This window comes from Streptomyces sp. NPDC038280 (assembly GCF_055600045.1).
In genome coordinates, this window is sequence record NZ_JBVJYZ010000011.1 from 144,364 (window position 1) to 156,205 (window position 11,842).

Here is an 11,842-nt window from a genome sequence, read left to right on the forward strand (position 1 = left end):
TCGCGCCCCATGAAGCGGACCGTCCTGTTCACCTACGCCCGCAACGCCGCCATGGCGCTGGTCGCCCTGCTGCTGGTCCTCGCGGGTGTCCGGGCCTCGTGGAGCTCCGCGCAGCACGTTCTGCTGCCGAAGGGGCGCGAGCACGGCACCTTGACGGTCGCCGGCTGCGGTGAGGACACCTGCACCGGCCGCTACGTCCCCGAGGGCGGCGCCCCGGCGCGTACGGGTGTGGTGATCGAGCGGTCGGTCGTCGTGCGCAAGGGCGGTGCGTTCGGGGTGGTGGTGAAGCCGGGAACGAGCGAGGTGGTGCGGACCGGCTGGGCGGGCGGGCTGCACGCGTGGCTGCCGCTGGGCGGTGCGCTGTTGCTGGCGTCGCTGGTCATCGGTGGCGGGCTGCGGCTGACGCGGGTCGCGTGGGGCGCGGCGGGGGTCGGCGGGGCGCTGTTGCTGGCGTTGTTCCTCGCGCTCTGAGTATGCGGAATGGCTCGTTCATCTGATCGTTATCCAGGAGCATTCGGACACGCCTTCGTAAAAGTAACCGATGCGCATTGATCGACGTTGACGGTCTGCTGTTACCGCAAGAAGCTGAGCCGCCCCCCACGGCATCCCTCATCTCTCACGTTGGACTGCCCATGCGCATTCTGATTCCCGCCGGCACTCTGGTCACCGCCGTGACCGCCTCACTGCTGCTGGCTCCGTCCGCCTATGCCACGCCCAAGGGCGACAACGGCACCGTGAAGATCCATGACGCCACGACCGGCGCGGAGCTTCGCAGGAACGAACCGAAGGTCTGCTCCTTCTACCTCGACAGCTTCGGCTTCGACTCGGCCCAGAAGGTGGCCTGGCACATCGAGGCCTGGGCCAACAACGACCTGGACAAGGGCGAGACCGTCAAGTCCGGCTCGCTCGTGCTCGACGCCGAGGGCCACGGCCGTACGGCGGACATGACCCTGCCCGACGGGCAGTACAAGCTGTTCTGGAACTTCGAGGGCGAGAACGGCCGGGCCAAGCACAAGGTCTTCAAGACCGACTGCGGCGACGAGGCGAAGCCGGGCAAGCCCGGTGAGGAGCCCGGCAAGCCCGGCGAGAAGCCGGAGGAGAAGCCGGTCGAGAAGCCCTCCGTCGCGCCTTCGGCTCCCTCGGACGAGAAGCCGGCCGACGACGCGTCCGCTCCCGCGGCCGCTCCCTCGGAGCAGGGCGGCACGGGCGAGGGTGACCTCGCCGAGACCGGCAGCAGCGCGCCTGTCGGCGCGATGGCGGCGGTGGCGGTGGCCCTGGCCGCGGCCGGTGGCTTCCTGGTGATGCGCCGCCGCAGGACCCAGCAGCACTGAGGCTGGTCGAACCGGGCCCTCGGGCCATGAGTGACCGTGCCCCCGCCGGAAGTCCGGCGGGGGCACGGTCATGTCTGCCGTCGAGCGTCAGCCGGTGTTGCGCAGGCCCGCCGCGACACCGTTCACCGTCAGCAGCAGCGCCCGCGCCAGGAGCGGGTCGGGCTGCTCGCCGGCCTCGGCGGCCTTGCGCTGGCGGGCCAGGAGCGCCACCTGGAGGTAGGAGATCGGGTCCAGGTAGGCGTCACGGATGGCGAAGGTCTGCTGGAGCGCCGGGTTGGAGTCCAGGAGCTGCTTTCCGCCGGTGATCTTCAGTACTTCGGAGACGGTCAGCTCGTGCTCGGCCTCGATGGTGGCGAAGACGTGCTTGAGGTTCTCCGGGACGAGGGTGTCGACGTAGTGGCGGGCGATCCGCAGGTCCGTCTTGGCCAGCGTCATCTCGACGTTGGAGAGGAAGTTGCGGAAGAAGTGCCACTGCCGGCTCATCTCGTCCAGGACCGGGTCGAGTCCGGCCTCGCGCAGCGCCTTGAGGCCGGAGCCGACGCCGAACCAGCCGGGGACGATCTGCCGCGACTGCGTCCAGCCGAAGACCCACGGGATGGCCCGCAGACCGTCCAGACCGGCGCCCGAGTCGGGCCGGCGGGAGGGCCGGGAGCCCAGGTGGAGGTCGGCGAGCTGGTCGACGGGGGTGGAGGCGAAGAAGTACGCGGGGAGGTCGGGGTCCTCGACGAGCCTGCGGTACGCGGAGTGCGCGGCGTCGGAGACGGTGTCCATGGCCGCGTCCCAGCGGGCCAGCGCGTCGCTGGACTGCCTCGGGGAGGTGTGCAGGGCGGAGGCCTGGAGGGTCGCCGCGACGGTGAGTTCCAGGTTCTCGCGGGCGAGCGAGGGGATCAGGTACTTGTCGGAGATGACCTCGCCCTGCTCGGTCACCTTGATCTCGCCCTCCAGGGTGCCCCAGGGCTGGGCGAGGATCGCGTTGTGCGAGGGGCCGCCGCCGCGGCCGACGGTGCCGCCGCGGCCGTGGAAGAGCCGCAGCCGTACGCCGTAGCGGTGAGCGACGTCGCGGAGTCTGCGCTGGGCGCGGTGGATCTCCCACTGGGAGGTGGTGATGCCGCCGAACTTGGAGGAGTCGGAGTAGCCGAGCATGACCTCCTGGACGTCGCCGCGCAGGGAGACCAGGCGCCGGTAGGAGGGGTCGGCGAGCATGCCGTCGAGGATGACGTCGGCGGCCTTGAGCTCGTCGGTGGTCTCCAGGAGCGGGACGATGCCGATCTTGGCCCAGCCGCCGTGGAGGTCGATCAGACCGGCCTCGCGGGCCAGGACCGCCGCCGCGAAGACGTCGTCGGCTCCCTGGCACATCGAGATGATGTACGACTCGATGACCTCGGGGCCGAACCGCTCGAAGGCTTCCTTGATCGTGTGGAAGACGCCGAGGGTCTTCTGCCCGGCCGCGTCGAGAGGTGCGGGCGTCGGGGCGAGCGGCCGACGTGAGCGCAGCTCCTTGGCGAGGAGCTTCTGCCGGTAGTCGCGGGGCATGTCGGTGTACCGCCACGACTCCTCGCCGAGCCGGTCGAACAGCTGGCCGAGGGCGTGGTGGTGGGCGTCGGCGTGTTCGCGTACGTCCATGGTGGCGAGCTGGAGCCCGAAGGCGGACAGGGTCCGGATGACCCGGTCCATGCGGCCGTCGGCGAAGAGCCCGCCGCGGTGCTCGCGCAGCGAGGTCTGCATCAGGGTGAGGTCGTGGACGAGCTCGGAGGTGCCGAGGTAGTCGCGGCCGGTCTCGTGGGGGGTGCCCTTGGCGAGGCGCTCGCGGGTGTTGACGAGCTTCTGCCGCACGCAGGTGGCCTTGAGGCGGTAGGGCTCCTCGGCGTTGAGGCGCTTGTAGCGGGGGCTGATCTCCGGCAGCCGCTCCAGGTCGGCCTGGAGGGAGGTCAGGAGCTCGTCGGTGGCGCCGGCGTAGCGGATGGAGTTGGAGAGCAGGCCGCGCAGGTAGTCGATGACCTCGATGGCGTCGGTGATGCCGTGCTCGTGCTGGAGGATCAGGACGTCCCAGGTCACCTGGGGGGTGACGTTGGGGTTGCCGTCGCGGTCGCCGCCGATCCACGTGCCGAAGGTGAGGGGGCGGGTGCCGGCGGGCAGCTCGATGCCGACGCGCTCCAGCTCGGCGGCGAGGTCCTCCAGGACGTCGCCGACGGCGCCGGCGTGCAGCTCGTCCAGGTAGTAGATGGCGTTGCGGGCCTCGTCGGCGGGCTCGGGCCGGACGACGCGCAGTTCGTCGGTCTGCCAGATGAGGTCGATGTTCTCGGCGAGCCGCAGGTCGTGGCGGCGCCGGTCGGCGGCGATGACCGGGGTTTCGAGGAGCTCGGCGATGCGGCGGAGCTTGTTCAGCACCGAGCGGCGGGCGGCCTCGGTGGGGTGCGCGGTGAAGACGGGCCGGACGTTGAGGTTCCTGACCGTCTCGCGTACGTGCTCGGCGTCGCCGTCCTTGAGCATGTCGGCGGTCCTGGCCAGCAGCCCGCCCTCGGCGGCGCGCTTCTCACGCATCTCGCGGCCACGGTGGACCTGCTCGGTGACGTTCGCCAGGTGGAAGTAGGTGGAGAAGGCGCGCACCAGGCGGGCGGCGGTCTCCAGATCGGTGTCGCCGAGCAGCTCGGCGGCGGCCTCGCCGTCCTCACGGGTGAGCCTGCGGACCTTCTCGACGAGGTCGAGAAGCTCGGGGCCCTCCTGTCGGACGAGGGTCTCGCCCAGCAGATCGCCCAGTCGGCGGATATCGGATCGCAGCTCGGCGCTGGCTGAAGGGGTCTGGTCGGCACTGCTCACAGGTGCGGCTCCTTGCAGTGTTTGAGCACGTCTGGAGGGGTACTGGAGGCTTGCGGACCGCGCTGTCCGACGCACCCAGGATAGGTGTCCATTTTCGTGACGCCGTCCATGGCCCTCTTGCCGCGGGCCCCGGCGCTGCCATACTTACGTCGCCGTAGGTTACGGGAGCGTAGCCACGCCTTCCTTTTCTCCCTTCACCCCCAGGGGACACCCATGACCACACGCCCCGACGTGCTGGAACCCGCTCCGGATCTGCCCCCCGCCACGCTCGGTGGGGACAAGAAGCGCTCGATCGAGCAGATCACGCTGCTGCTGTTCATCACGGTGCCCTTTCTCGCCCTGATCGCGGCGGTGCCGCTGGCCTGGAGCTGGGGCGGCGTGAGCTGGCTCGATCTGGGCCTGCTGGTGGCGATGTACTACATCGGCTGCCACGGCATCACGATCGGTTTCCACCGGTACTTCACCCATGGCTCCTTCAAGGCGAAGCGCCCGCTGCGGATCACGCTGGCGATCATGGGCTCGCTGGCGGTGGAGGGGCCGCTGGTGCGCTGGGTCGCCGACCACCGCAAGCACCACAAGTTCTCCGACGCGGAGGGCGACCCGCATTCGCCATGGCGGTTCGGCGAGACCGTACCGGCGCTGATCAAGGGCCTGTGGTGGGCGCACATCGCATGGATGTTCGACGAGGAGCGCACGCCGCAGGCCAAGTACGCGCCGGATCTGATCAAGGACCCGGCGATCCGCCGCATCTCCCGTGACTTCATCTTCTGGACGATCCTGTCGCTCGCGATCCCGCCGCTGGTGGGCGGGCTGGTCACGATGTCCTGGTGGGGGGCGTTCACGGCCTTCTTCTGGGGCTCGCTGGTCCGGGTCGCGCTGCTGCACCACGTCACCTGGTCGATCAATTCGATCTGCCACGCGGTCGGCAAGCGCCCCTTCAAGTCCCGGGACCGCTCGGGCAACGTGTGGTGGCTGGCGGTGCTGTCGTGCGGCGAGTCGTGGCACAACCTGCACCACGCCGACCCGACGTCGGCGCGGCACGGTGTGATGCGCGGCCAGCTGGACTCCAGCGCCCGGTTGATCCGCTGGTTCGAGAAGCTGGGCTGGGCCTATGACGTGCGCTGGCCGAACGCCTCCCGGATCGAAGCCCGACGCCAGGACGAGCCCGCGAACGCGGCATGATTGACGACGTGGCGATCGACGGCAGTACGAACAGCGGCGACAAGCCCCGGCGTGGCCGCCGGGTGCGGATGACGGGCGCCGAGCGCCGTGAGCAACTGCTGGACATCGGCCGCACGCTCTTCGCCGAGAAGGGCTTCGAGGGCACGTCGGTGGAGGAGATCGCGGCGAAGGCCGGGGTGTCGAAGCCGGTGGTGTACGAGCACTTCGGCGGCAAGGAGGGCCTGTACGCGGTCGTGGTCGACCGGGAGATGCGCCAGCTCCTCGACATGGTGACGGGCGCGCTGACGGCGGGCCATCCCCGGGAGCTTCTGGAGCAGGCCGCCTTCGCGCTCCTCGACTACATCGAGCGGTACACGGACGGGTTCCGGATCCTGGTCCGCGACTCGCCGGTGGCGCAGTCGACGGGCACCTTCGCCTCGCTGATCAGCGACATCGCGACCCAGGTGGAGGACATTCTGGGCCTGGAGTTCAAGGCCCGGGGTTTCGACCCGAAGCTGGCGCCGCTGTACGCGCAGGCGCTGGTGGGCAGTGTGGCCCTGACGGGCCAGTGGTGGCTGGACGTCCGCAAGCCGAAGAAGGCGGAGGTCGCGGCGCATCTGGTGAACCTGGCGTGGCACGGCCTGGACGGGCTGGAGCAGAAGCCGCGGCTGATAGGGCACCGCAAGAACTGAGCCGGCGGGTGATCGGTCTTCACCGGGCAGGTGGGGCGCGCGAGGAAATCGCAAGCGCGGTGGCGTGCGGCAGGGATCGCCGCGACCGGCCATAGCCGGTTGGTTGGGCTCGGCCGAAGAAGGGCCGCGGCCCGGGGCGCCACGTCGGCGTGGGCGTCCCGGGTCGCGGTTTTCCATGCGCGCTCGCCGGTCAGGCGGGTTTCCGGGCGATGGCGAAGATCCGCCGGAACGGGAAGACCGTGCCGTGGGGACCGGGCGGGTAGGCCTCGCGGAGCAGCTGGCGGTATTGGGTGAGGAAGGCGTCGATGGCCTCGTCGTCGCCCTCCAGGGCCGTGAGGACCGGCCGCAGGGCCGTGCCCTTCACCCAGTCGAGGACGGGGTCCTCGCCGGTCAGCAGTTGGGAATAGGTGGTCTCCCAGACGTCGGTCGCGCAGCCGAGGTCGGTGAGCCGGATCAGATAGTCGGCCGGGTCCAGGACGTGGACGAACCGTCTGCCGTGGTCGCCGACGCGGGGGCGCCAGTACGGGGTGTCGCAGAGCTCGCCGAGCAGGGCGTGGCTGGGCGAGGTGAAGTTGCCGGGGACCTGGAAGGCGAGCGTGCCGCCGGGTGTGAGGCCGTCGAGCCAGGCGGGGAAGGACTCCGGATGGTTGGGCACCCATTGGAGAGCGGCGTTGGAGACGATCAGGTCGTAGGGCTCGTCCGGTGTCCAGTGGGCCGCGTCGGCGGGGCGGAAATCCAGCCAGCCGCCGCCCGAGGTGGTTCCCGCGTAGTGCTTCTCGGCCTGTTCCAGCATCTCGGGTGACAGGTCGAAACCGGTGATCCGTGCGTCCGGCCAGCGGTCGGCGAGCAGCGCCGTCACATTGCCGGGTCCGCAGCCGAGGTCGGCGATCCGTGCGGGCCGGCCGCCCGTGGGCAGGTCGGGTATGCGAGTGAGGAGATCGAGAAAGGGCCGGGTGCGATGGCCGGAGTGCCGGAGGTACTGCTGTGGATCCCAGGTTGGTGCGGAATGCATGTTCGAGCCCCCTTGCTGGAACGGAACAACGAAGCGGAACGGGGTTCCGGCCCGGTCATGCCCAATAGTCCAGCGGAATATATCTTGATGTCAAGAGACTTCATGTCGAGGGACCCTCTACACTGATCGACATGGAGGACGAGGTCGACCGTCTGGTCGCTGCATGGCGCCGCGAGCGCCCCGACCTCGACGTGGAACCACTCGAGGTACTCAGCCGTGTCTCACGGCTGGCCCGGCATCTCGACCGGGCCCGCCGGCTCGCGTTCTCCGAGCACAATCTGGAGCCGTGGGAGTTCGACGTCCTCACGTCGCTGCGCCGCGCCGGCGCCCCGTACCAGCTGTCCCCCGGGCAGTTGCTCACCCAGACCCTGGTCACCTCCGGCACGATGACCAACCGCATCGACCGGCTCGCCAAGAAGGGCCTCGTCGAGCGGCTGCCCGACCCCAGCGACCGCCGCGGTGTGCTGGTCCGCCTCACGCCCGAGGGCCGCGACCGGGCCGACCAGGCGCTCGCCGGGCTGCTCGCCCAGGAGCGGGCGATCCTGGGTGAGCTGTCCCGCGCACAGCGCGGCGAACTGGCCGGACTGCTACGCCAGTTGACCGCCCCGTTCGACAACATTCCCGGCTAGTTCGGCGGGGCCGACCCCGGCCCGCCGGGCCAGCGCGACCGCCGCCAGGGTGGAGTGCACCCCGAGCTTCCCGAGCACGTTCTGCATATGCGTACGAACGGTGTGCGGGGAGAGGAACAGCCGCTCGGCGACCGCCTTGCGGCCCAGGCCCGCGACCATGCAGCGCAGCACCTCGCGCTCGCGCGGGGTCAGCGACTCGACGAGCCGCTCGCTGTCGGTGCGGTGCTTGCGGGCCGCCGTCAGCTCCCGCAGCACGCCGGTGAGCAGGGCGGCCGGCAGATGCGTCTCGTCGCGCAGGACGCCCCGTATCACCGCGAGCAGCCGCTGCAGCGAGCAGTCCTTGGCGACCCAGCCCGACGCCCCCGCCTGGAGCGCGAGGGCGGCCCGGCGCGGGTCGTCCTTCTCCGCCAGGACGACCGTACGGACCTGGGGCTGGCCCGAACGGACCCCGGCCACCAGCGAGATGCCGTCGACGGCTGCCTCCGCGCCGTCGGGGACCGCACGGGCCACGGCGGGAGCGGCCACCGCCCCCAGGTCGGCGTCGACCAGCATCACATCGAATCGGCGGCCGTCGGCGGCCGCCCGCTCCAGACAGCGCAGCGCGGCCGGGCCGCTGCCGGCCGCCGCGACGTCCACGTCGGGCTCGGCCGCGAGAGCCGCGGCGAGAGACTCGGCGAAGATGCGGTGATCGTCCACCACCAGAACCCGGATACGGACCACTGACACCCCCAAGTGTCGAGGAACTGACCGGCACGGGTACGGCGCCCGGAGAGTGTGGGGCCCATCGGTCGCACGGCCGCCGCCGTGCAGTGACAGTTACCCCGCCCCAGGCGTCGTACCCGGCTGTCTCGCCCCCTGATCAGCACCGGCCCCCACCGGCGCTGTGCATCAGAGTACGGGCGGGGGACTGCGACGGAAGCCGAATCGCAGAACTGACCGTCCGCGGTGTGGACTGTGGGTCCTGTGGGCCGGAGGTCGACAAAAGCCCACAGGAGCCACCGTTTTCAGAGGCGGCGCGCGCCCGCGGACGGGGTCGCCGGGAAGATCCGCGGGGCGGTGTGCCCGGCGGCGGCGAAGGCCTTCTCGACGGCTGCGGTGACCGCCGGCGCCCCGTCCGCCTCGGTGAGGACGACCGCGGAGCCGCCGAAACCGCCGCCGGTCATCCGGGCGCCCAGCGCCCCGGCGTCGTTGGCGGCGGCGACCGCCACGTCCAGCTCGGGGCAGGAGACCCGAAGGTCGTCGCGGAGGGAGGCGTGGCCCTCGGTGAGCACGGGACCCACCGCGCGCACCTCGCCGACCTCCAGCAACGCGATCGTCCGCTCGACCCGCTGGTTGTCCCCGACCACATGCCTGACGTACCGCGCGACCTGCTCCCCCGCCGCGGCGGACAAGCGGTCGAGGGCCCCCGGCAGTTGCACGGGATCCACGTCGCGCAGCGTGCGCACGCCGAGCGCCCGCGCACCCGTTTCGCACCCGGCGCGCCGCTCGGCGTACGCGCCGTCGCCGAGCGCGTGCTTCACCCGGGTGTCGACGACCAGCAGGGCGAGCCCCTGGGCCTCCGGGGCGAACGGCACCTGCCGCCAGGACAGATCACGGGTGTCGAGGTGGAGGGCGTGCCCCTCGACGCAACAGGCCGACGCCATCTGGTCCATCACCCCGCAGGGCACCCCCACGAAGGCGTTCTCGGCGCGCTGCGCGAGGACCGCGAGCTCCGGGCGGGAGAGTCCGAGCCCGTACAGCTCGTTCAGGGCGAGGGCGGTGACGACCTCGAGCGCCGCCGAGGAGGACAGACCCGCGCCGGTGGGAACCGTCGAGGAGAGATGGATGTCCGCACCGGTGACCGGGTGCCCGGCCTCCCGCAGGGCCCAGAGGACGCCCGCCGGGTACGCCGCCCAGCCGGTGTCGCCGCCCGGAGCGAGGGCGTCGACGGCCAGGTGGACCACGCCCTGGTCCACGTCGGCCGAGTGGACCCGCAGTACGCCGTCCGTGCGCCGCGAGACCGCGGCGACCGCGGTGTGCGGCAGCGCGAGCGGCAGGACGAACCCGTCGTTGAAGTCGGTGTACTCGCCGATCAGGTTGACCCGGCCCGGGGCCGCCCACACGCCCTCGGGCGCGGCGCCGTACAGCGCGGTGAAGTCCTCCGCCACCCCCATCAGCCGCGCTCCCGCTCTCTCGCGAAGGCCCAGGCGTCGGCCACGATGGCGGCCAGGTCCGGGCGGGAGGGGGTCCAGCCGAGCCTTTCGCGCGCGGTGTCGGCTGAGGCGACCAGGACCGCCGGGTCGCCGGCCCGCCGCCCGGCGAGGACCTCCGGCACGGGATGACCGGTCACCCGGCGGACGGTCTCGATCACCTCGCGGACCGAGAAGCCGTTGCCGTTGCCGAGGTTGCAGATCAGGTGCTCGCCGGGCGCGACGGCGTCCAGGGCGAGCAGATGCGCCTCGGCGAGGTCGGCGACGTGGATGTAGTCGCGTACGCAGGTGCCGTCGGGGGTCGGGTAGTCGTCGCCGTACACGGAGATCGCCGCCCGCCGACCGAGGGCCACCTGGAGGACGAGCGGGACGAGATGCGACTCGGGGTCGTGACGTTCGCCCTGGGCGCCGTAGGCCCCCGCCACGTTGAAGTACCGCAAGGACGCGGCGGCCAGGCCGTGCGCGGCCGCCTCGCCGGAGATCATGTGGTCGACGGCGAGTTTGGTGGCGCCGTACGGGTTGGTGGGCGCCGTCGGGTCGCTCTCGGTGATGGGGACGGAGACCGGCTCCCCGTAGGTCGCGGCGGTGGAGGAGAACACGAGCCGGCGCACGCCGGCGTCCCGCATCGCGGCGAGCAGGGCGGTGGTGCCGCCGACGTTGTTCACCCAGTACTTCTCCGGGTCCACGACGGACTCGCCGACCTGGGAGAAGGCCGCGAAGTGCAGCACCGCGTCGTACGACGGGTCCAGCCACTTCGCCGCGTCCTGGACGCGACCCTCGATGAACTCGGCGCCCGCCGGAACCCCTTCGCGGAAACCGGTGGAGAGGTCGTCGAGGACGGTCACCTCGTGCCCCGCCTCCAGCAGGTGCGCGGCCACCACACTGCCCACGTACCCCGCTCCGCCCGTCACCAGGTACCGGGAAGACACAGCCTTGCTCACTTGGTCGCCACCTCTCGCAGTCTCCGGGCCGCGGCCTCCGGCGGCACGTCGTTGATGAACACGCTCATGCCGGACTCGGAACCCGCGAGGTACTTCAGCTTGCCGGACGTGCGTCGGATGGTGAAAAGCTCCAGGTGGAGCCCGAACTCGTCGCGCTGCCCGTGGTGGAACGGCGCCTGGTGCCAGGCGGCGATGTACGGGGTCGGCGGCGCGTCCGTGCCGAAGATCCGGTCGAAGCGTCTCAAGAGTTCCAGATACATCTGTGGGAACTCTGTGCGGGCTCCGTCGCCCAGGGCCCGCAGGTCGGGTACGCGGTGCCTGGGGTGCAGGTGGACCTCGTACGGCCAGCGGGCCGCGTACGGCACGAACGCGATCCAGTGCTCGCCCTCCAGCACCACCCGGACGGAGTCGGCGCGTTCGCGCGCGACAAGGTCGTCGAAGAGGTTGCGGCCGGTGGCGGCGCGGTGCTCGGCGGCCGAGCGCAGCATCTGGGCGGTGCGGGGCGTGATGAAGGAATAGCCGTAGATCTGGCCGTGCGGATGGCCGAGGGTGACACCGATCTCGGCGCCGCGGTTCTCGAAGCAGAAGACCTGCTCGACCTGCGGGAGTCCGGCGAGTTCGGCGGTGCGGTCGGTCCAGGCCGCGAGGACCAGCGCGGCCCGCTCCTCACCGAGGTCGGCGAAGGAGGCGTCGTGGTCGGACGTGAAGCAGACGACCTCGCACCGACCGGAGTCACCGGCGAGGGAGGGGAAGCGGTTCTCGAAGACGACGACGTCGTAGTCGCAGTCCGGGATCTCGCTGTGGCGACCGCCCCGGGAGGGACACAGGGGGCACTCGTCGGCCGGCGGGTGGTACGTACGGCCCTGGCGGTGGGAGGCGATGGCGACGTGATCGCCGAGGAGGTCGTCGCGGCGGATCTCCGAGGTGGTGGCGACGGGTCCGAGGGGCCGCTGGTCGACGCGGTCGCGGGCGGAGCCGTAACCGGAGTCGTAGTAGATGAGCTCGCGACCGTCGGCGAGCTTGCTCACGGTCTTCTTCACGGGATACCTCCGTGCGGCACTCAAACAGAA

11 protein-coding genes are annotated in these 11,842 nt (G+C 71.1%); 5 read left to right on the forward strand and 6 right to left on the reverse strand.

The genetic code is table 11. The features are described 5' to 3' along the window. The first annotated feature begins 9 nt into the window (after positions 1-9). Positions 10-471 (forward strand): hypothetical protein, encoded by a 462-nt coding sequence (locus ACZ7J0_RS22400; RefSeq protein WP_470889949.1) that lies wholly within the window; start codon positions 10-12, stop codon positions 469-471. A 161-nt stretch (positions 472-632) separates the two neighbouring features. Further along, positions 633-1,331: an LPXTG cell wall anchor domain-containing protein gene (locus ACZ7J0_RS22405; protein WP_470889951.1), complete on the forward strand. Its 699-nt coding sequence runs from the start codon at positions 633-635 to the stop codon at positions 1,329-1,331. Between the two features lie 87 nt (positions 1,332-1,418). On the opposite strand, the gene ppc is transcribed toward ACZ7J0_RS22405, so the two are convergent. Continuing rightward, complete coding sequence (ppc, locus tag ACZ7J0_RS22410; protein WP_470889953.1) at positions 1,419-4,148, reverse strand: phosphoenolpyruvate carboxylase; 2,730 nt, start codon at positions 4,146-4,148, stop codon at positions 1,419-1,421. A 213-nt stretch (positions 4,149-4,361) separates the two neighbouring features. On the opposite strand from ppc, the gene ACZ7J0_RS22415 reads away from it, so the two are divergent. Beyond that, a complete protein-coding gene (locus tag ACZ7J0_RS22415; RefSeq protein ID WP_470889955.1) occupies positions 4,362-5,330 on the forward strand; it encodes an acyl-CoA desaturase in 969 nt (322 codons plus the stop codon). Continuing rightward, positions 5,327-6,001 carry a TetR/AcrR family transcriptional regulator gene (locus tag ACZ7J0_RS22420; RefSeq protein WP_470889957.1) on the forward strand — a complete coding sequence of 225 codons (675 nt, stop codon included), beginning with the start codon at positions 5,327-5,329 and terminating at the stop codon, positions 5,999-6,001. The genes ACZ7J0_RS22415 and ACZ7J0_RS22420 overlap by 4 nt, the downstream gene beginning before the upstream one ends. 190 nt (positions 6,002-6,191) lie before the next feature. Here the strand turns inward: ACZ7J0_RS22420 and ACZ7J0_RS22425 are convergent, their stop codons facing one another. After that, positions 6,192-7,013 (reverse strand): trans-aconitate 2-methyltransferase, encoded by an 822-nt coding sequence (locus ACZ7J0_RS22425; protein ID WP_470889959.1) that lies wholly within the window; start codon positions 7,011-7,013, stop codon positions 6,192-6,194. 131 nt (positions 7,014-7,144) lie between these two features. Here ACZ7J0_RS22425 and tamR point away from each other — a divergent pair, with 131 nt between their 5' ends. Continuing rightward, positions 7,145-7,642 carry a MarR family transcriptional regulator TamR gene (gene tamR / locus ACZ7J0_RS22430; protein ID WP_468710357.1) on the forward strand — a complete coding sequence of 166 codons (498 nt, stop codon included), beginning with the start codon at positions 7,145-7,147 and terminating at the stop codon, positions 7,640-7,642. Here the strand turns inward: tamR and ACZ7J0_RS22435 are convergent. From ACZ7J0_RS22435 to galT, 4 genes are all read right to left on the reverse strand, one after another. Further along, positions 7,601-8,362, reverse strand: coding sequence for a LuxR C-terminal-related transcriptional regulator (locus ACZ7J0_RS22435; protein WP_470890107.1), 762 nt, complete (start codon positions 8,360-8,362; stop codon positions 7,601-7,603). The two genes, tamR and ACZ7J0_RS22435, sit on opposite strands and share 42 nt — an antisense overlap. Before the next feature lie 284 nt (positions 8,363-8,646). Then, positions 8,647-9,795, reverse strand: coding sequence for a galactokinase (gene galK / locus ACZ7J0_RS22440; protein ID WP_470889961.1), 1,149 nt, complete (start codon positions 9,793-9,795; stop codon positions 8,647-8,649). Beyond that, complete coding sequence (galE, locus tag ACZ7J0_RS22445) at positions 9,795-10,760, reverse strand: UDP-glucose 4-epimerase GalE (protein ID WP_470890109.1); 966 nt, start codon at positions 10,758-10,760, stop codon at positions 9,795-9,797. The genes galK and galE overlap by 1 nt, the downstream gene beginning before the upstream one ends. A gap of 8 nt (positions 10,761-10,768) precedes the next feature. Further along, positions 10,769-11,812: a galactose-1-phosphate uridylyltransferase gene (gene galT / locus ACZ7J0_RS22450; protein WP_470889963.1), complete on the reverse strand. Its 1,044-nt coding sequence runs from the start codon at positions 11,810-11,812 to the stop codon at positions 10,769-10,771. Positions 11,813-11,842 lie beyond the last annotated feature (30 nt).

Coding starts and splice junctions, on each gene's coding strand:
- tamR (WP_468710357.1), top strand. CDS start 7,145: ATGGAGGACGAGGTCGACCGTCTGGTCGCTGCATGGCGCCGCGAGCGC.
- ACZ7J0_RS22415 (WP_470889955.1), top strand. CDS start 4,362: ATGACCACACGCCCCGACGTGCTGGAACCCGCTCCGGATCTGCCCCCC.
- ACZ7J0_RS22425 (WP_470889959.1), bottom strand. CDS start 7,013: ATGCATTCCGCACCAACCTGGGATCCACAGCAGTACCTCCGGCACTCC.
- galK (WP_470889961.1), bottom strand. CDS start 9,795: ATGGGGGTGGCGGAGGACTTCACCGCGCTGTACGGCGCCGCGCCCGAG.
- ACZ7J0_RS22405 (WP_470889951.1), top strand. CDS start 633: ATGCGCATTCTGATTCCCGCCGGCACTCTGGTCACCGCCGTGACCGCC.
- ACZ7J0_RS22400 (WP_470889949.1), top strand. CDS start 10: ATGAAGCGGACCGTCCTGTTCACCTACGCCCGCAACGCCGCCATGGCG.
- ACZ7J0_RS22420 (WP_470889957.1), top strand. CDS start 5,327: ATGATTGACGACGTGGCGATCGACGGCAGTACGAACAGCGGCGACAAG.